The following is a 20,372-nucleotide window of genomic DNA, read 5'->3' as shown; positions in this document are numbered from 1 at the left end:
ATCTATACTCCATAATCGATATTCTTATTTCTACTTCCTAACCTTAACCTCAAAAATCGAAGGGTTTAATCCATCCTTAATATAATAAAGTCCGTCATCATGCAATTCCATATCAGGAAATACATCATAGGGACTGCCATCGTGCTCAGCAAAAAGCTCTAAAGTTAGACCTGCATCAAGTAAGGACTGGATCACTTCGCTCAAAGAATGGTTCCATCCGTACTCTTTAGAAATCATTTTTGAAGTAGGATCTGCATAGGTGCCGGGATATTCATCGTAGATGGCTTCGTTTTGTGAATAATGGTATGTTAAAATAGGTTTTTCTTTACTGTAGTGAAACATCCATAAAATAGGATGGAACTCCACCATATAAAAAAGGCCGCCAGGCCGTAATCTTTCGGCTATCATTTGCGCCCAAGGTTTTAAATCTGGCAACCAGCCTATGCTGCCATAACTCGTAAAAACAATGTCAAATTGCTCTTTTACATGTTGCGAAGTCTCCAAAACATTACAGCACACAAAGTCGACTGGCAGTTCTAATTCGGCGCTTAGTTTTTTTCCTAACTCGATGGCTTTATCAGAGATGTCCACAGCGGTTACTTGTGCGCCTTTATTTGCCCAACTCAATGAGTCTTGTCCGAAGTGGCATTGCAAGTGCAGTAAACTCTTGCCGGTTACCTCGCCAAGGGCGTTGATCTCGTAGGAGTTTAATGAGTTTCTCGCTTTCGCGAAAGCTTGCTTATCATAAAATTTACTTTCATAATGAATACCTGTTTTGGTATTCCAAGTTTCTTTGTTGAGCTCAAATACCTTTTGTAAATCCATACAGCAATTTAATAAAGTTTAAACATTTCAAAAACCACATACAAAAGGGTTTTGTTTTATCTTTGAAGATATAAGTTAAACAATGAAACACATCGGCCTTGAAGAACTTCAGAATTATGAACGCATTTATCGGGGCAACTTGGTGAACAGTATCACGGGATTTAAAAGTGCTAATTTACTGGCCACTCGATCAAAAGATGGTGTAGATAATGTGGCTGTTTTTAGCAGTGTGACTCATTTAGGGAGCAATCCGGCGCTATTTAGTTTTGTGCAAAGACCCTTAGGACATGGTGTAGGTCATACCTATTATAACCTTAAAGAAACGGGTAAGATCACACTCAATCACCTACCTCAATCCTTGATAGATCACGCTCATCAATCCAGTTCCAAGTACGATGCTTCTATTTCTGAATTTGAGAAGTTGGCTATTGCAAAGATAGAAAGAGATGGGTTTTCAACCCCTTTTGTAAAAGAGGCTCCGGTGCAACTCGCAGCAGAATATGTGAATGAATATTACTTAGAAGAAAACAAATGCATACTGGTGATTTGTAAAATTACCGATATCTTTTTGAATGAAGATCACTTGGCAGAAGATGGTTGGGTGGATCTGGGAAAAGCTGGAACAGTTACTATAAATGGTCTGGACGGTTATGCTGTCGCCAAAGTAGAAAAGAGACTCAGCTATGCACAACTGGATAAAGACCTGGAAGAAATCTCTATGAAAACCGGGAAGGAGGAGTGAACTTGAATTCGAACTCGAACTCGAACTTGAAAATGAAACAAAGAAGCCGAATTCATTCGGCGCCATAAAAAAACGCCGTGAGGCGACAAAATAATTTCACAGAGGCAGAATTCATTCTGCCTCCATTCGGTGTCATAAATAAACGCCGTGAGGCGACAAAATAATTTCACAGAGGCAGAATTCATTCTGCCTCCATTCGTTGTCATAAAAAAACGCCGTGAGGCGATATTATAATTTCATAGAGGCAGCATTTATTCTGTCTTTGAGGATGATTTTAAAAGACTATAGAGACATTATATAGCGAAACCGTTCTGCAACGGCTTGACTATTAAAAGAGATTTGCGTTTATGCAGAAAATGTTATGAAACAAAAAGCACGTAATCAGCATCAGTTACCTACCAAGGTTTGTCCGGTTTGTGAACGCGAATTCACCTGGCGCAAAAAGTGGGAAAAGAATTGGGAAACGGTCAAGTACTGCAGTAAGAAATGCAGTTCCAATAAATGATTTGACGATGTGGTAATTTGATAATGCAGTTGGAGCGATAGTCGAAAACGTTTATTGATTTGATGATTTGAAATTAAAAACGAGTTAAAATGAAATTGGTTCAATATCAGGTATGCCGAATTCATTCGGCTCAATAAAAGAACGCCGCAAGGCGACATTATAATTTATAGAGGCATAATTCATTCTGCCTTCTTGAAATTGAAATTGAAATTGAATTCGAACTCGAATTTGAACTCGAACTCGAAAATGGAACAAGAAGCCGAATTCATTCGGCGCAATAAAAAACGCTGTGAGGCGTCAGAATAATTCACAAAGGCAGCGTTGATTCTGCCCTTAGAGGATGATTTTAAACAATTATGGACACCGTATATAGCGAAACCGTTCTTCAACGGTTTGACAAATAAAAAATAGTATGAACAACCTAGTTTGGTTTAGAAATGATTTAAGAGTAGCAGATAATCAAAGCTTAAAAGCGGCTTGTGAGAAGGAGGGGGATGTTATTGGGGTGTACTGTTTTGATCCCGCATTTTATTCAGCAAGTGATTTCGGATTTGATCTGGATATCAAACTTCCCTTTGGTAAAACAGGAAAATATCGAGCGCAGTTTATTAGAGAAGCCTTGGAGGATTTGCGTGCTCATCTTGAAAAGCACCACATTCCGCTTTTGATATTTCATGCAACACCAGCCACCGTTATCCCAGAATTGATAGTTCAACACTCTATTTCAACTATTTATCTCCAAAAGGAATGGACGCGAGATGAGTTGAAACAAGAAGAAGATTTAGGAAAGGCGATGGAAAGTGCAGGATTAAAAGATAAAGTAAAAGGGCATCGAGTATACGATCAGTTCCTGTTTCATCCAGAAGAGGTCCCTTTTGAAAACTGGAGTCAGTTGCCTAGAGTTTTTACAGAATTTAGAAAGAAGTGTGAAAAGCAGAGTGAGGTCAGAGAATTGGTCGATATCAAAAATTACTCTCAAGAACTTCCAGAAGTAGCGCAAACTCAAATTCCAACTTTAAAAGAATTGGGGTTAGAGGACTTTGAAAAAGACAGTCGCAGTGCTTTTCCATGGAATGGTGGCGAGACTGCCGCCTGGGAACGATTGGATCACTATTTCTGGCAAACGAAGAAACTTCAATATTATAAAAAGACCAGAAATGGACTGGTCGGAATTGATTACAGCAGTAAGTTCAGCGCATGGCTGGCGATAGGTTGTATCTCTGCTAAGCAGATTTATCACGAAGTAAAACGATTTGAAAAAGAAATCAAGAAAAATCAAGATACCTACTGGCTCATTTTTGAATTGATATGGAGAGACTTTTTTAAGTATGTTTCTTTGAAGCATGAAAGCCAAATTTTTCAAATAGGTGGTATACTTCAAAATGATTACGAGTGGAAATCCAATGAGCGCGAGCTTAAAAAATGGATGGAAGGAGAAACGCACGAGCCTTTTGTAAATGCAAACATGAAAGAACTCGCAGCTACTGGATTTATGAGCAACCGAGGTAGACAGAATGTGGCGAGTTATTGGTCCATGCACAAAGAACAAGACTGGCGTATCGGGGCTGCTTATTTTGAACACATTCTTATCGATTACGATGTACATTCCAATTATGGCAATTGGATGTATAATAGCGGCGTAGGGAACGACCCTAGAAACAGAACCTTTAATATAGAATTCCAGGCCAGTCGTTATGATGCTGATGGAAAGTTCCAACGATTGTGGTTGCAAGAAGGGTTGTTTTAGAAACGTCTGTTCTGGAACACGCCTTGATTTGCCATTTGACAGAGGAGGTACTGAAGCCGAATTTATTCGGCTTCATAAAACAACGCCCTGAGGCGACAGAAAAATTTCATAGGGGCAGAATTCATTCTGCCTTCTTGAAATTGAAATTGAATTCGGACTTGAACTCGAACTCGAAAATGGAACAAGACGCCGAATTTATTCGGCGGCATAAAACAATGCGGACAGTTGAGATTATAATTTTACAGAGGAGAGTTTAATCCGGCATGGAACAGATGATTTTTGTCCCTATGGAGAAAGAATTTAGCGAAGCCGTTATGCAACGGCTTGACATAATAAAAAGATTTCCGGGGGCGGGGATGCAATTTTGGAGAACACAATAAAAAGATTTCCGCCTACGCGGAAATTAACTATAGCATATGAAGACACTTAGACTAATATTAGGAGATCAACTCAATCACAAACATTCCTGGTTTGACGGAGATCAAGAGAATGTCATTTATTTTATGGCAGAGATGCGCCAAGAGACCGATTATGTCACGCACCACATACAGAAAGTAGTCGCCTTTTTTATGGCCATGCGCAGTTTTAATTCATGGATCGAGGAGCGCGGCTGGAACAGTGTCTATTACAACTTAGACGATAAAAACAATACGCAAGATCTTGTAAAGAATCTGCAGCAACTCATCAAAGAGCAGGATATTGAAAAGTTGGAATACCTCGCGCCAGATGAATGGCGACTGGACCAGCAATTGATTGAATTTTGTAAGTCGCTGGATATAGAATGGGAAGCTTATGACACCGAGCATTTCCTCACCAAAAGAAAAGATGTAGAAAAGTTTTTTGAAGGCAAAAAACGCTGGACCATGGAATATTTCTACCGCGATATGCGCAAGAAATACAATATCATGATCGAGGGTGATAAAGAGCCAGAAGGTGGTAAATGGAATTACGATCAGAGCAATCGTAATAAATGGGATGAAAAGACCGCTATCCCTCACGAACGAGGATTTAGAAAAGACGTCACTGAAATTACTGATTTGCTAGAAAAGGAAGGGGTAAAAACTATAGGTCGCATCGATCCGTCTCATTTTAACTGGCCTACTACTCGACAAGATGGATTAGATGTGTTGAATTATTTTTGTGAGCACTTGTTGGTGCATTTCGGCGATTTTCAAGACGCGATGCATACCGATCAAGATTACCTGTTTCATTCCAGATTGAGCTTTGCGATGAATTGCAAACTCCTTTCTCCGATGGAAGTTATAGAGGCTGTATTATCTCGCTTTCGCGCCATGCCTGCCGGCAGGCAGGAAAGCGGAACACCACAAATAGACATCTCTCAAGTAGAAGGGTTTATAAGACAAATTTTAGGTTGGCGCGAATTCATGCGAGGGATTTACTGGAGTAAAATGCCAGGCTATCAGACGAAGAACGCTTTAGAAAATATAAATAAACTTCCTGATTTTTATTGGACCGGTGATACAAAAATGAATTGTCTAAAACATTCCATTAACAACTCGCTAGACAATGCTTATGCGCATCACATACAGCGATTGATGGTTACTGGTAATTATGCGCTACTCACCATGACAGACCCAAGTTATGTGGACGAGTGGTATTTAGGAATATACATCGATGCCATAGAATGGGTAGAAATTACCAACACCAGAGGCATGTCTCAATGGGCAGATGGAGGGATTGTGGCCACCAAGCCTTATGTGTCTAGCGGTAGTTATATCAACAAGATGAGTAACTATTGTAAAGGTTGTGCTTATAAAGTATCTAAGAAGAAAGCAGAAGATGACGCTTGCCCTTTCAATTCCTTGTACTGGAATTTTCTGGCAGAAAAAGAAGAGCATTTGAAGAACAACCAGCGTATGAACATGATGATGGCATTGCTGCGCAAGATGGATCCAGAATTATTGAACAAACACCGGCAAAGGGCTCAAAAGGTAATTGATTCTCCTGGAGACTTTTAATTTGTTTGTTTCTTTTTAAATAACAACCGTATTTGACTAAAATGATATCTTGTCGTATTAAATTTATTTAATTACAGTAAATACTGTTAATAATTAAATAATTACTATTTAGTTAACTATTTAACTCGATTTTGTATGGTATATTTAACATGAAACAAAAAAATAATACATCATGAGAAATATTCTTTGGATCATCGCTATTATCTGTGTTTTTATATGGGTTTTAGGCCTTATAGGTATAGGTGGCGGAATGGGAGAAAGTAATTTAATCCATATTTTACTAGTTATTGCTGTAGTAGTCATACTCATCAATATCATTTCTGGTAGAAAATCATAGTAATTCTAACTTTATAAACTCAACTATCATGATTAAAAAAATCCTAGTAATCGCGGTCATAGCAGTATTCACCTTTGGGACAGCTGGCTGCAGAGAAGAAAAAACAACTGGAGAAAAAATAGAAGAAGCGGCTGAAGATGTAGCTGATGATATCGAAGACATTGCTGACGATATCGAAGACAAAGCAAATTAATTTTTACCGCATATAAACACGAAAACCGCTCTTTTAAGAGCGGTTTTTTTTTGTAGAATTACTTCACTATTCAAATTACTTAAATACATATCATTTTGATTGTTAAAGTAAAAAACTAATTTGTACCATACTATACCATACAAATTAGGTATTTAAAAGTAGAGCATTATTAAAAGAATACTTCTAATAATTTTAACCCTATGGTCTTATTATACGTACGGCAATAATATATCAATTTCAAATCAAGAATACCTTGTTATCAATATAGAAGGAGCAAAAACTTACGAAGCTCCTAGATTTGATTCCAAAGTTGCTGCTTATGATAACTTTTAAAAAACCACAAAAAAAGTAGGATCTGTTGTTTCTAAGGATTTATTTTTTGTTGCAGATGGTATTGTATTAAATGGCAATTGGTAGGTTGTAAAACATAATGGTTTAAAAGCCTATACGTATAGTGCAAATTACAGTGATAGGAAAGATATTTTTTTTAAAAACGATAATAATAAACGAGAACTAAGACTTTTAGGTAAGTTGTTAAAAAGAGAATTCTCAACAGTGATAAACTTTATCACAGATACAAATAAAGAATAAATCTGAAAGAATAACAGAGACATTTGAATACGGTATCAAAGTAGATACTGGCAGTGATGGTTGTCAGAATTTTGTAACTATATTTAACAATGCTACCCTAAATGAGGTTTATTTTCAGCAAGTTTTTAATCATTTTTATAAGTCAGGTAATGGACAAATTCATACTCCTTTATCTAATCAACAAAGTTATGGGTAGATACAACTTGGTGATTTAGAGGCCACTCAAGACTTGACTATAGTAGCTCAAGATTCTGGAGATTTTGAGGTGTCATTTTATTCGTGTACTTAATATGAATCAAAAAAGCCCATCAAAGCAATAACTACTTCAACAGGCTCTATATACTATATGGTCAAGATAAGTTACTCCACTTCAAAAGTAAAACTCACTTCTGCATCGGTCTCGCCACCAGCACCAATTAATGTGTTGTCATTTGGTTTTATAGGCTCATGACGCAATACTACCGTTAGTATTCCTGTTCCTATAGCGCCAGTTTGGAAGCTAGATAATACCCCTAGTGGGTTCCCATTAGCATCTACATCTGTTTTTGTAATCGTGAGACCGGTAATGCTTGTGGTGTAGAATACCTCATGATCATTTGATTCTTCGATCACTTCTTCTGTAATATCTTCTGACGGTGCGATGGATTCATTTAAGAAACGCACTTCTCCTAGATAAGTACTGCTGGCATTGACAGTTCCTGTAACAGTGATTACCGGATCGTCAGGACCTTCACCATCTATATCAACCGATTTAAATAGGACCACATTGGTGGCATCAGCGGTGTTGGTGAGTTCTAATTCTACTGTGGTAATCAGTTCTTCTTCATTGATGATGGTAACTGCATCGTCATCGGTACAAGAAGTCATAAATAATACAGCAACTAGGCTTAAAGCTTGGATAGATTTTTTCATTGTTTTCATTTTGTTTGTTGTTTTTATTGTTGTCATTTTTGTTGTTGTTTTGATTGTTTTCATTTTTGTTGTTTTTTAAAAGTTATAGATAATTTGTAATTGTATGTCCCGACCTACTTCGTCTGCATAAAAACGTTGTCGGTTGAGGTAATTGCGGTACTGGGTATGGAATAAATTGTTGGAGCTAAGGTTGATTTTGGTATTTGCTTTCGCGAAAGCGTAACTCACACCTACATTCCATAGACTATAAGCTGCTGGAGTGCTAGAAATATCTACCGTAGAAGTGATGAGTTGTCCTTGATCATCTGGAATACTCACGTCATAGTTGTTATCTGGGAACCGATTTTGTTGAAAAACAGCCTGATTGGCAAGCTTGAAATCCAGACGATCCACTAAGGCGTTGTACCAAGTGAGTTGTGTTTGAAATTGCGCTGGCGGCATATCAATTAAAGGCTCGTCGGCGGTGGTACTTGTTCCATGGATATAGGATAAATTAGTTTCTAGACTTAAAAGTTTTACGGTTTTATAAAGGCTTTCATCAAGACGGGTATTTATTTCTTCGGCTGGTTTTTTGGTATAGAAATCATAAGTAGCATGAAGATCTATTCCATATAGTCTTGCGTTAATTTGCTCGTATTGAAAAACAGGAAACGCACCACGTATGGTTGTTTCCAGTCCAGTAGGAACCAGCTGTATAAAGTCATTTACAAAGTTGATATAAGGATTGATTTCAAAATCTAGATCGCCTTCATTTCCATGAAAAGTAGCATTTACTTTATAGGACTGTTCTTTTTTCAAGTCCAGCCTTCCCAGTTCAATAGTTGCTAAGGCATGGTGCAACCCATCGCTGAAGAGCTCACTAGGATTAGGTGCGCGGTTAGCACTACTCAAATTTATGGCTAGATCATAATGCGTGTCAAACAAATATTTTGCACCAGCGGTAAAGGCAAATAGATCGTATTGAAAATCTGGTTGGGTCTTTATTTGATTTCCTTCTCTGCCTATTTCAAATGCAGCAAATTGCTCATCATAACCCAAATCTTCCCAGCGGCTTTGCAGGTAGAATTTGGTCGCGTTGATAGCATAACGATCGTATCTCAATCCTGCGTCCAGCACCCATTTTTCAGATGGTTCGTGAGTCACACTGGCAAATGCACCTACTTTATAAGCATCATAATCTGGAATTAATCTTCTTACACCAGTAGCAGCATTAGGTCTGTTGACTTGATTCATGAAATCTATTCCAGCTTCATAGGTGGTATTTTCAAAAGCATCTGCCATACCATATATACTTATGTTTTGAGTTTGTAGATCGATGTCTAGAGAAGCGAGCCCCGCATTTGCGCCACGCCTGATGTCAAATTCCTTACGGTTATTGAACTGAAAGGAATAGTCCATACTCAATTTACCTAATCCAGCAAATCGTTTAAAGGCATTGAATTGCAACCCGTGATGAGCTACTTGTTGTTTTGGGGCGTCTATATCATAAGTAAAGTCATTGATAATAAGTGGTTGCCCGGAGTTGATGCTGCGTACTAAATCGCTGGCATTCCCAATATGGGAAGCTCTTAGGATTCCTATCTCACTATTGTAAAAGGAATATTTGGCACTTGCTCCGTACTCAAATGTTTTAAAACCTACTCCTAGATTTACAGCAGTTGTTTCACTTCCAGTATTGCTCAATACATAGTCTGGTGCTTCAAAATCACCTAGCTTTTTATAGGTTAGTGTTGCTTGCTGGTACCATCCAGAGGCACGATAATTATTAATGGTCGTTGTTGCGCTACCGCCACGACCATTGGTCTGTCCTTGAATGATGGCATGACCTCTTAAGGTGTCTTTTGAAATGACACGGGCAGGCTCTATAAGAATGGTGCCGCCTATGGCATCTCCTCCGTATCTCAAGGCACTGGCTCCTTTGATGATTTGGATATTGCTTGCGGTATTGATATCTATATTAGGCGCATGTTCAATTCCCCATTCTTGATCTTGTTGTCGCAACCCATCATTTACGATCGCTACACGACTTCCATAAAGTCCATGTACTATAGGTTTTACCACGCTGTTTCCTGTTTTAAGTGAAGTAACACCTGGGACTGTTGCCAGTGCATCACCTAATGAAGCACCGCTGTATTGCTGAATTTTTTCGGCCTTAATTCTGGTGCTCGACTGTGTACTGGCATGGTTATCATGAACGTCTGCAAGTACTTTTACTGTTTCTAACTCGCTGATATGATGCTCTAAAAAGATATGGAGCGTCCTATTTTGAGCTATTTCAAGTTTTCTTTTCTTGGTCTCACAATCGTAATGCGACACGCTGATTTCATAAGTACCCGGACAGAGACCACTGATTTCATAAGAGCCATCTGCTTTTGAGATATAGGTCTTTTGTAATTGTGCCACATAAATCTGAGCAAATTCCAAGGCTTTTGAATCGTGAAAATCTAGTATTTTTCCTTTGAGCACAAGGTTGCATTCTTGTGCATTGCTGAAGCAAAAGCTGAGAAATACAGCTATAACTACGAGTTGTTTAGTAAACATGTTGGATATTTAAATGACTGCTAAGTGCTGGGGCAGGAAGCCCACTTTATAAGAAGCAATAACTATTTAAATGAAAAGGAGGTATCAATAATTGGAGTTATTTTTTCACCAAATTACTGATAAATTAAAGTTGAGCTTCTGCTGTGCTTTAGTTTTTCAAGAAATAAGAGTAAAAAAGAAACGAATTATAGACGACCTTTAATTTAAATAGTGTCCATTAAAAATGGCGGTGGTCGTGTGGTGTGTATAATGGATTGGGATTCCGCTTTCGCGAAAGCGAGATCAATAACAATCTTTTCCTTGATACTAACAAATACTATAGGATCAAATGCTACCGAAGCAGATAAGTCAAAAGATTGTGTCTGAAAATTCTGAGCAACAATACAAATCGCACATTCTTTACTGTCTTCCTCATGAGAGAATTCATGGACAACAGAAATTTGTGCTGCTGTAAACAACAGCAACAAAAAAGAAGCGATTATGGATTTGCGTATAGCCACGGTCAAATATAAGCAGATGTCGTCCTAAAAAAATCTAAAATTTCACAAAAAGAAATTCCAGACCATCCCAAAACGAATACTAAAGTCCCGATACGGATTGCGCGGGGCACTAAAATAATCGGTATTGTTAGCAAAAAGCTGGTTGGCATGTTCCAGTTTAAAGAAGATTCTGGTCTGTCTGATTTTTGCATTTACAAATATATCTATCATCGGGAAACCACCTAGTTCCTCTGTGTTTTGACTGTAAAACTCCCCCAAAACTGGATCGTAACCATCCATATGGTATTCTGTAAAATACTTTGCTGTGATTCCTGTCTGTAGTAATAAAGCATTTTTAAAGAACCTGTTTTTGTAGTAGAAAGTACTGCGCGCTGTGAGGTCGGGCACGTTGATGATGTCATCGGTTTGTGTCACCTTTTGATACATCAGAGTATTATCAAGTCCGAAGTGCCTCAAAAAGCTAATGTCTTTACTGAGTTTAATTTTGAGATAGGTAATATCTCCACTGGCCTGAAGTGGTAAGGCGTTATAACCAGTTACTGCATTATTGGTATTGGTAACTAGGTTCTGTGCAAAATACACATGATCTTGTAGGGTTGTAAAAGTCACTTGAGCGTTCACATAGTTCTCAGAATCGATTAGGAAGCTCAATTCTTGCTTTTCAATGTTGTTGAAGCTGTTTTGCCAGTTGTAGTTGAGGTAATCGCTTTGATGAAGTGTAAAGATAAAATCTGGTGCGCGAGAACTGATCGCTAGTCCAGCTTTGACATCAAAATCTTTAAATTTATAGGAAGCTTGCCCGTTGATAAATTGTCCAGCTAGGTCCCCCGCGATATTCACACCACCGTTTGCCGTAACATCAAATTTGCCGATACGCTTTTCAAAGGCTGCTTTGAACTGATACAATTCTCCTATCAATCGGTTGTTGATGATCCCACTGTTTTGATTGATCAATCTATCGTAGCCGTAGTTGTATTTATGTCTAGCAACTCCAGCTTTATAAAATCCTAACAAATGATGCTCATAAGAAACGCCAGCTTCTATCATTCCCTCTTCCAGATTTGTTTTGTCTTGTAGGTTAGAAGAAATATAGGCGTCACCCAGAAAGTTTTCGTCAGCATTAGTTTGAGAAAACTGGTAGAATTTATCTTCGTAATAGGCTTTGTTATAAACGCGACCGCTGTAATAAGAAGTACTGTCTTTTTCTCCTATAAGTTCGTAATCGTGGTCTATATAAAAACGTTTTCCGTCCAGAAGGCTCTCGGCATCGGTGAGGTTGGGTTCTAGTCTTCCTCTGTTTTGAAAATTGGCTTCGTCATCTATAAAGCCTTGTAAAGAAGCTGCTTCTAGTCCGCCGTTTTCTTCATTTAAATGATCTTGAAAAACGGTGTGAACTCTCAGTCGGTAAGCTTTATCTTTTGAGGTATAGTTGGAGGTAAACTTAAAATTACCAGAACTGGTTAGCGTGTTGTCGTAGTTACCCGCGCTGCGCACTCCTTTATAGCTGATAGAGAAATTGAATTGAGGTGATAGGTTAGAAGTAAATAATGCCTCTAATTGCTGTCCTTGATTCACTACTGTTTTAAAATATAAATCGGTTAATGGAGTAGGGACATAGTAATCAAAAATATCATCGATCTCATAATAATTTTGATGTCTTGCTCGAGATCCTAATCGGGGAGAAAGAAGTTCCAGGTCAAAGCTTTTACCCAATTCATTGTAAGGCTGTCCCACGTTATGAAAGGGCATAAGCTCAAAATCGTCCTTACGCAGGTAGTTGAATTTAAAATCCTTTGCCATGGTAAGTGTGGTATCCAGATAAGTGGTATCGCGTTTTTGAGAGATAATCAGGTAATCTGTAATAGGCGGTTTCTCTCCTTCTACAGACACTTCCTTGTTGCTAATAGGTCTGTTAAGATCGTTTCTATTTCCATTTTGCAAAGGAGGTTTTTCCCTTTGGGCAAAAAGGCACAAAGGCATCAAAAAAAATAAAAAGAAAAGTCGTTTCATAAACAGTACGGCAAACAGAGTTCAAAAGTAATACCTATTTTAATCATAAAAGGAGGAATAAGAAACGAAGTTGCTTTTTTGACTCAGGAAGCTGTGAATACTTTTATAGCCCTAGCTATGGAAATTACAAATAACAACATACAACGAATAAGAAACAAGTTGAGATGCCTCAAGGGATGCTTATCATGGGTATCTTGATTTAAACGATTTTAAATTGCAGCTATTATGTACTTTTGAAAATGCTTTGGAATCAAATTCATAAAGGAATAGTAGAATGCGGTACAGATGAGGCTGGTCGAGGCTGTCTTTGTGGACCAGTAACTGCTGCTGCGGTGATTTTACCGCTGGATTTTGAATCTGAATTATTAGATGATAGTAAGAAGCTTTCCCGAAAGCGTAGGTATGAACTCAGGATCTTGATCGAAGAGCAAGCACTGGATTACCATGTGTCACATGTGATGATGGAGAAAATAGATGAGATCAATATTTTACAAGCCAGTATTCTAGCTATGCATCAGGCCATAGACGGATTAATCCTGCGTCCAGAGCACATCGCTGTAGACGGTAATAAGTTTAATCCCTATAGAGAAATACCTGCAACTACCGTGATAAAAGGGGATGGAAAGTATTTGCATATCGCAGCGGCTTCCGTTCTTGCAAAAACCTATAGAGATGATTTTATGTCGCGCATCGCGCAAGAACATCCAGAGTACAGCTGGGAAAGCAATCAAGGTTACCCTACTAAAAAACACCGAGATGCGATTAGAAAACACGGTGCAACACCTTATCATCGCATGACTTTTAAATTACTCCCAGATCAGTTGACATTAGATTTATAAGTTGTTGGTATTTCTATCGTTTAGAAGGATTATCCTATTTATTTTTGTGTTAATTAAAATGACTTCCATGCGCAATCTTATTGCCCTTATTATCATAGTATTTACCTGTATATCTTGTCAGGAAAATAGCGAGATCAACAGCGATTTGATCAACCGCATTCCTACCGATGCTAAGATCATTGTTCATATAGATAATTTAGAAGATCTGGATCAGTTTTTTAGCAGTAATGAATTGTTTCAAAAACTGTCGGAGCTTTCTCGCATAAAAGAAATAAAGGAAGCCAGTTCTTTTCTTAAAAACTACAATCCTAATGGGGAGTCCCTTATCGCTTTGAGTATAGAAGGTAAAAATGAAGTGGTCATAACACTCATTACTTCACCTCTAAAAAAGACTATAGACTCCACCAGTACTACTTCTGTAATTACTTATAACGATGCAAAAATCATTAAAAATAAAATCAATAAGAGGAGTTATTATTCCTTGAATCACAAAGGAGTACACCTAGCGAGTTCTTCCTTATTGGTATTAGAAAGTATCGTGCGTAGAGATGTATCTGATTATGTTTTTGACGATGGTTTTCAAAATATTTATAACCGAACCAAAAGCGGCAGTACCTTTTATATAAAAGCGACAGAAAAGAAGTGGTTGGAGCAATTCCTTTTAGGTAATAATATCAGTGACAGTGGAAACCATGCCGAGTGGTATCAACTAGAAGCTCGTACCGGAGGTTCTTATTTTCAATTGGATGGTGTGATTACCTATCAGGACAGCCTAAAAATGGATCACGACTTATACAATAACTTAGACGCTGCAGAGAATCATATTCAAGAAGTAGTGCCCCTCAGTTTTAGAAGTCTAAAATCGGTTACCTACCAAAAGCCCTCCCAGTTGATAGATAACTTGAAAAGATACCACAGTAATGAGGTAAAAGTGGGAAGCCAATTAATGGCGATTCTTGATAATACACAAGAAATGAGTGAGGTGAGGCTGGAGAAAACAAATGCACTGGTATTTACTTTAAAACCATACGAAGCCGTTTTTATGAATCTAGACAGTCTTTCTGTGGCAAAGTTTACCTATCGCGATCACCTGATTTATGAATTGGCTAACCCTATAAAGACTCATGCTATACGGCCTTTAGTCCAAGCTAGGGAGTACAAATTTGTCACTGTCTTAGATCAACACCTTATATGTTCTAATAGCGCTAGTGCACCAGAAGAATTTATTTCTAATTACCAAAACAAAACTGTTTTATCAGAGCAACCTTGGTGGAACGATGCTAGAGAAGCATTGAGCAATAGCAGTAGCCTTCTTAAAATTACCAGTGTCAAAGAAGTTAAAGAGTTGGCAAAAAATAGTGATCAAGAAGATCTGAAGGTGATAAATAAGCTCGATGAAAATGATTTTCCATTAATAATCAGTCAGTATGTTCATGAAGATGAATATGCGCATTACCACCTGGTGGTTCCTTATGCAATGGGAAGAAGTACTAAGATGCAAGTAAGTCAAATAGGATCCTATAAATCGCCTAAAAAGATCATCGCAGGGCCATTTTTATTCCCCAATCATTTGAATAAAAGACATGATGTAGTTTTTCAGGATGAAGACTTCACCTTACATATGCTTTCTGAATTTGGAAAAAAAAGGTGGAGTAAAAACTTAGACGGGCCTATTCTTGGAGAAATAGAAGTGACTGATGCTTATAAGAACGGTCGCCAGCAAATGGCCTTCGCTACTAATAAGTCTGTATATTTTATCGATAGAAATGCTAAAGATGTGAACGCCTATCCTAAAAGGTTTAAAGATGCTATCACACAACCTTTGAGTGTCTTTGATTATGATAACAGACGGGAATATCGATTTTTAGTAACCCAAGGCGATGAGTTGATCATGCTGGACAGAGAAGGGAAAACGGTTTCTGGTTTTACATATAAAAAAGGAAAGGACATTACCAGCCAGCCGCAACACTTTAGAGTAGGGATAAAGGATTATATCGCTTTCGCGAAAGCGGATAATTCCATAGCATTATTGAGCAGAACAGGTTCTATGCGCACCAATGTCAAAGAAAAGCCAAAGCTAAAAACAGCTCTCTATTTAAATAAAAACAAAGCTTTAGCACTAACAGAAGACGGTAGGTTGATGCAATTAGATCCAGTAAAAGGGACGGTAAATTATAAGGAGACTTACCGAAGTGATGCTGCCCTGAAAGCCAATTCCAAAATGGTATTGATTCAAAACAACAACGAGCTAAGCATCAATAGTTATGAGGTAAAATTACCTTATGGAACCTACTTACCAGCTGAAGTAACTCGTCTTTCTAGCGGTGATTTTATCCATCTTATTGAAACAGGAGAAAACAAGGTGTATGTCTTAGATAGAAAAGGAGACATACTTTCTTCCTTACCAGTTTACGGGAAAACCAAAAGTGCGATAGCCCAATCTAAGAATCGATACCTCGCTACTTTAGACGGCGATGACGTGATTATCTATAAATGGTAAGGTTTGCTTCCATGGCTTAAAAAGGAGTCAGGATCGTGTTGCTATAAAAATATAAAATCAAGATGTTCTATTTTATATGAGAGGTGCGGGCTTAAGCACTGAATGCAGTTCCGTGCTGGGCTCCGTGTTTTTTAATGTCTGTTTGGGCGGCAGTAGAGAACTTTTGTGTCTGATTTTATAAAACTATTTGTTACAAAAGGCTTATTGAATATGGAGATTTGTTTTGTGTAGCATTCCGTACAAAGATGTAAAATACCATCTATTGGTATGGACATTTTTTAAAATTGATCTGGAAGTTATTCCCCAGAAAAGCCGGCTGTTAAATCGCAAATAGCGAGAATAAAGACCATTTTATCAACTTTTATGGAAGTTGTTCCATTTAAAAGAAACCATTGGTAAATAATTAAGAGTGATAAAAATACAGCACAAGAATTAAAAAGGTATCTTTGCATGCAATAAAATTTTATTGCATGATATCCCACGAATCCAAGTTTTTAGGCGAAGGTTTAACCTACGACGATGTTCTTCTTGTACCTGCTTACAGCGAGGTGCTTCCTAGAGAAGTAAGTATCAAAACTAAATTTACAAGAAATATAACACTCAACGCTCCCGTAATTTCGGCAGCTATGGATACGGTTACTGAAAGCCGTATGGCTATCGCTATGGCGCAAGAAGGTGGTATAGGTATTCTTCATAAGAATATGACCATTGAGGCACAAGCTCAAAAAGTACGTCGTGTAAAACGTGCAGAAAGCGGTATGATTATCGATCCAGTAACCTTGACAGAAACGGCTACTATAGGAGATGCTAAGGCCAGTATGAGAGAGCACAGCATAGGTGGTATTCCTATCATTGATGCAGATGGTTATATCAAAGGAATCATTACCAATCGCGATTTGCGTTTTGAAAAAGACGATTCAAGACTGGTGTCTGAGGTAATGACTTCAGAAGACTTAGTAACAGCAAAAGCAGGTACCTCCCTCCAACAAGCGGAGGTTATTCTTCAAGAATATAAGATTGAAAAACTGCTTGTCGTTGACGATGAAGGCAAACTAGAAGGCTTAATTACTTTCAGAGACATTACAAAATTGACCTTACAACCTAACGCAAACAAGGATACTTACGGTCGCTTGCGTGTTGCGGCAGCTATAGGTGTTACTGGTGATGCGGTAGAAAGAGCTCGTGCGCTAGTTGCTGCAGGAGTAGATGCTGTAGTAATCGACACCGCCCATGGTCATACGAAAGGCGTGGTAGATGTGTTAAAACTAGTTAAAGCAAGCTTTCCAGACCTGGAAGTGGTTGTAGGAAATGTAGCCACTGCTGAGGCTGCAAAATACCTAGCTGACGCTGGAGCAGATGCAGTAAAAGTAGGAATAGGTCCTGGTTCTATTTGTACGACTCGTGTAGTCGCTGGAGTAGGTTTCCCACAATTAAGCGCTATAATGGAAGTAGCTCATGCGTTAAAAGGAACTGGAGTTCCCGTAATTGCTGACGGTGGAATACGTTATACTGGAGATATTCCTAAAGCTATCGCCGCTGGAGCAGATTGTGTCATGCTAGGTTCTATGCTGGCAGGTACGACAGAGTCTCCAGGAGAGACTATTATATATGAAGGCCGTAAATTTAAATCCTATCGCGGTATGGGCTCTGTGGAAGCCATGCAACAGGGTTCTAAAGACCGTTATTTCCAAGATGTGGAAGACGATATTAAAAAATTAGTACCAGAAGGAATCGTAGGTCGCGTGCCTTACAAAGGAGATTTGGTAGAAAGCATGACCCAATTCTTAGGCGGTTTACGCGCAGGAATGGGCTATTGTGGAGCAAAAGATATTGAAACTCTAAAGGCAACAGGCCGTTTTATAAAAATCACCGCTGCTGGAATGATGGAAAGTCATCCTCACGATGTGACCATTACTAAAGAGGCTCCTAATTACAGTAGATAAACTATGAAAATTATTTGCATAGGCAGGAATTACACAGATCATATAGAGGAGCTAGCAAACGAGCGACCTGAGGAGCCTGTAGTTTTTCTAAAGCCAGATACTGCCATACTCTTACACAAGCAACCCTTTTTTATTCCGCCATGGACAGAGGATGTACACCATGAAGTGGAAGTAGTGGTAAAGATCAATCGCATCGGTAAGCATATCGATAAGAAGTTTGCCCATAAATATTACGACGAGATAGGCCTTGGGATAGATTTTACAGCTAGAGATGTACAACAAAAGCTCAAAGAAAAAGGATTGCCATGGGAAAAGGCAAAAGCCTTTGACGGAGCAGCAGTGATTTCCAGAGACTTTATTCATAAAAGCGAGCTTCCAGAAATGGACGATCTCGATTTTCAATTGTTTAAAAATGGCGTCTTACAACAAGACGGCAACACCTCGCATATGTTGTGGAAGATAGACGAGATCATCGCTTATGTTTCCCAATACTTCACCCTTAAAATAGGAGACTTGATTTACACAGGAACACCTGCTGGAGTTTCTAAAGTATCAGAAAACGATCTTCTAAAAGGGGTGCTTCACGGCAAAGAGCTCTTTGAAATAAGGGTTAAATGAAAAAAGTGACCTACGATTTATCTCAGATCATCGAAATGTCTGATAATGACCCTGATTTTATAAAATTGATGGTAGACACTTTTATAGAAGAAATGCCTGTTGATCTTGATTATTTAGCACTGGCTATAAAAGAAGAAGATCGAGAGAATGTGCATCGCTATGCTCATAAGATAAAGCCTTCCCTAGAACTATTTGGACTTCAAGGACACCTAAATGCAGTGGTATTAGAAAGTTGGGGGAAAGGCGATGAAACAAAGGACATCAATAAAAATTTTAAGTTTTTATATCAAGAACTTCAAGAAACGCTGATTCAGCTTAAAAGAGATTTCTAAATGAAAGCGACCATAATTACTATAGGTGATGAAATACTCATAGGTCAGATTGTGGATACTAATTCTGCATGGATGGCACAAGAGCTCAATAAAATAGGAGTTCATGTGTACGAGATTATTTCTATAAGTGACGATAGAGCTCATATTTTGTCTGCTTTCGCGAAAGCGGAATCACAATCAGACATTGTCCTTATCACAGGTGGATTAGGACCTACAAAAGACGATATTACCAAATCTACTATTTGTGAATACTTAAATGATGAGTTGGTACTTAATCAAGAAGTATTGGATCATGTGACCCAATTATTTGCTAAGTACATCAAGGATCCTATGGTATCCATGAATAAGGCACAAGCTATGGTTCCATCGAGAGCAGAGATCCTTAAAAACGATTATGGAACTGCACCAGGAATGTGGCTGGAGCACCATAAAGTGATTTTTGTTTCCATGCCAGGCGTGCCTTTTGAAATGAAAGAAATCATGTCAAGTGGTGTGCTGCCTAGAATTCAAGAATTTCCAGATTTACCTTACATACATCACAGAACCATATTAACAGCTGGTCAAGGCGAGAGCACCATTGCAACAAGAATAGAGCAATGGGAAGATGCCATGCCAGTTCATATCAAACTAGCTTATTTACCTAGTTTAGGAACCGTTAGACTGCGTTTATCAACTACCGGGACAGATAAAGCACTTCTTGAAAAAGAGGTAGATGATCAGATCAAAATGCTTTACAGCCTTATAGAAGATATTATAGTTGGTGAAAGCAATGAAGGAAGCTTAGTAGAACAGGTAAGTCGTTTATTTAAGGAGCAACATAAAACACTGGCCACAGCAGAAAGTTGTACGGGGGGGAAGATAGCCAACTTAATTACAGAGATTCCGGGAGCTTCAGAGTTTTTTAAAGGAAGTACGATTACCTATGCAACAGCTTCAAAAGTGGCAATATTAGGCATCGATCAATCGCTTATTGAGCAATATTCTGTTGTGAGTGGTGAAGTGGCAGAAGCTATGGCGGTAGCGGCCAAGAATCTATTCCAATCGGATTATGCAGTAGCTACTACAGGAAATGCGGGTCCATTAAGAGGAGATAGCGATGCTGCCGTAGGAACGGTTTACATAGGTATAGCCACGGAGCATAAAAGTTTTGCATTGAAATTTATGATGGGAAATCATCGAGAACGAGTGATTCAAAAGACAGTAAATAAGTCATTTGAATTGCTTCAAAAAGAATTATTAAAAAAGCAGCTAATTTAGA

Annotated in this window: 18 protein-coding genes; 12 read left to right on the top strand and 6 right to left on the bottom strand. The window is 38.4% G+C overall.

Annotated elements, in window-relative coordinates; all coding sequences use genetic code 11:
* Positions 1–30: 30 nt before the first annotated feature.
* The gene (locus F0365_RS00740) at positions 31–825 is read right to left on the bottom strand and encodes a class I SAM-dependent methyltransferase (RefSeq protein WP_169931893.1); all 795 of its coding nucleotides are present in this window, start codon (positions 823–825) and stop codon (positions 31–33) included.
* Between the two features lie 82 nt (positions 826–907).
* On the opposite strand from F0365_RS00740, the gene F0365_RS00735 reads away from it, so the two are divergent.
* The 6 genes from F0365_RS00735 to F0365_RS00710 all read left to right on the top strand — a co-directional run bounded on the left by F0365_RS00735 (position 908) and on the right by F0365_RS00710 (position 6,328).
* Positions 908–1,567 (top strand): flavin reductase family protein, encoded by a 660-nt coding sequence (locus tag F0365_RS00735; RefSeq protein ID WP_169931892.1) that lies wholly within the window; start codon positions 908–910, stop codon positions 1,565–1,567.
* 361 nt (positions 1,568–1,928) lie between these two features.
* Positions 1,929–2,072: a DUF2256 domain-containing protein gene (locus tag F0365_RS00730; protein ID WP_169931891.1), complete on the top strand. Its 144-nt coding sequence runs from the start codon at positions 1,929–1,931 to the stop codon at positions 2,070–2,072.
* Positions 2,073–2,484: 412 nt separating this feature from the next.
* On the top strand, positions 2,485–3,819 hold the full coding sequence (locus tag F0365_RS00725; protein WP_169931890.1) for a DASH family cryptochrome: 1,335 nt from the start codon (positions 2,485–2,487) through the stop codon (positions 3,817–3,819).
* Between the two features lie 416 nt (positions 3,820–4,235).
* Positions 4,236–5,798: a cryptochrome/photolyase family protein gene (locus F0365_RS00720; protein WP_169931889.1), complete on the top strand. Its 1,563-nt coding sequence runs from the start codon at positions 4,236–4,238 to the stop codon at positions 5,796–5,798.
* A gap of 172 nt (positions 5,799–5,970) precedes the next feature.
* Positions 5,971–6,135, top strand: coding sequence for a lmo0937 family membrane protein (locus F0365_RS00715; protein WP_169931888.1), 165 nt, complete (start codon positions 5,971–5,973; stop codon positions 6,133–6,135).
* 28 nt (positions 6,136–6,163) lie between these two features.
* Positions 6,164–6,328 carry a hypothetical protein gene (locus F0365_RS00710; RefSeq protein ID WP_169931887.1) on the top strand — a complete coding sequence of 55 codons (165 nt, stop codon included), beginning with the start codon at positions 6,164–6,166 and terminating at the stop codon, positions 6,326–6,328.
* Between the two features lie 951 nt (positions 6,329–7,279).
* Here the strand turns inward: F0365_RS00710 and F0365_RS00705 are convergent.
* The 4 genes from F0365_RS00705 to F0365_RS00690 form a co-directional block, all read right to left on the bottom strand.
* Complete coding sequence (locus F0365_RS00705; RefSeq protein WP_240961783.1) at positions 7,280–7,831, bottom strand: type 1 periplasmic binding fold superfamily protein; 552 nt, start codon at positions 7,829–7,831, stop codon at positions 7,280–7,282.
* Between the two features lie 75 nt (positions 7,832–7,906).
* Positions 7,907–10,372 (bottom strand): TonB-dependent receptor, encoded by a 2,466-nt coding sequence (locus F0365_RS00700; RefSeq protein ID WP_169931886.1) that lies wholly within the window; start codon positions 10,370–10,372, stop codon positions 7,907–7,909.
* A 203-nt stretch (positions 10,373–10,575) separates the two neighbouring features.
* Complete coding sequence (locus tag F0365_RS00695) at positions 10,576–10,872, bottom strand: hypothetical protein (protein ID WP_169931885.1); 297 nt, start codon at positions 10,870–10,872, stop codon at positions 10,576–10,578.
* 42 nt (positions 10,873–10,914) lie between these two features.
* Positions 10,915–12,813 carry a putative porin gene (locus F0365_RS00690; protein WP_240961776.1) on the bottom strand — a complete coding sequence of 633 codons (1,899 nt, stop codon included), beginning with the start codon at positions 12,811–12,813 and terminating at the stop codon, positions 10,915–10,917.
* A gap of 308 nt (positions 12,814–13,121) precedes the next feature.
* On the opposite strand from F0365_RS00690, the gene F0365_RS00685 reads away from it, so the two are divergent.
* Together F0365_RS00685 and F0365_RS00680 are read left to right on the top strand one after the other, a co-directional pair.
* The gene (locus F0365_RS00685; RefSeq protein ID WP_169931883.1) at positions 13,122–13,721 is read left to right on the top strand and encodes a ribonuclease HII; all 600 of its coding nucleotides are present in this window, start codon (positions 13,122–13,124) and stop codon (positions 13,719–13,721) included.
* A gap of 67 nt (positions 13,722–13,788) precedes the next feature.
* Positions 13,789–16,221 (top strand): hypothetical protein, encoded by a 2,433-nt coding sequence (locus F0365_RS00680; RefSeq protein WP_169931882.1) that lies wholly within the window; start codon positions 13,789–13,791, stop codon positions 16,219–16,221.
* A 296-nt stretch (positions 16,222–16,517) separates the two neighbouring features.
* Here the strand turns inward: F0365_RS00680 and F0365_RS00675 are convergent, their stop codons facing one another.
* On the bottom strand, positions 16,518–16,673 hold the full coding sequence (locus F0365_RS00675) for a hypothetical protein (protein WP_169931881.1): 156 nt from the start codon (positions 16,671–16,673) through the stop codon (positions 16,518–16,520).
* 18 nt (positions 16,674–16,691) lie between these two features.
* On the opposite strand from F0365_RS00675, the gene guaB reads away from it, so the two are divergent.
* From guaB to F0365_RS00655, 4 genes are read left to right on the top strand one after another with little or no spacing between them, the layout of a single operon-like run.
* Complete coding sequence (gene guaB, locus F0365_RS00670; protein ID WP_169931880.1) at positions 16,692–18,164, top strand: IMP dehydrogenase; 1,473 nt, start codon at positions 16,692–16,694, stop codon at positions 18,162–18,164.
* A gap of 3 nt (positions 18,165–18,167) precedes the next feature.
* Entirely contained in the window at positions 18,168–18,782 is a 615-nt protein-coding gene (locus tag F0365_RS00665; RefSeq protein WP_169931879.1) for a fumarylacetoacetate hydrolase family protein, read from the top strand.
* Positions 18,779–19,114 carry an Hpt domain-containing protein gene (locus F0365_RS00660; protein WP_169931878.1) on the top strand — a complete coding sequence of 112 codons (336 nt, stop codon included), beginning with the start codon at positions 18,779–18,781 and terminating at the stop codon, positions 19,112–19,114. Before F0365_RS00665 ends, F0365_RS00660 begins: the two co-directional genes overlap by 4 nt.
* Complete coding sequence (locus F0365_RS00655; protein ID WP_169931877.1) at positions 19,115–20,371, top strand: CinA family nicotinamide mononucleotide deamidase-related protein; 1,257 nt, start codon at positions 19,115–19,117, stop codon at positions 20,369–20,371. It begins immediately after the preceding gene.
* The last annotated feature ends 1 nt before the right edge of the window (position 20,372 follow it).

The organism is Nonlabens sp. Ci31 (assembly GCF_012974865.1).
GTDB lineage: Bacteria > Bacteroidota > Bacteroidia > Flavobacteriales > Flavobacteriaceae > Nonlabens.
The sequence above is the reverse complement of the archived record's forward strand: the minus strand, read 5'-3'. Positions and strand labels throughout refer to the sequence as shown.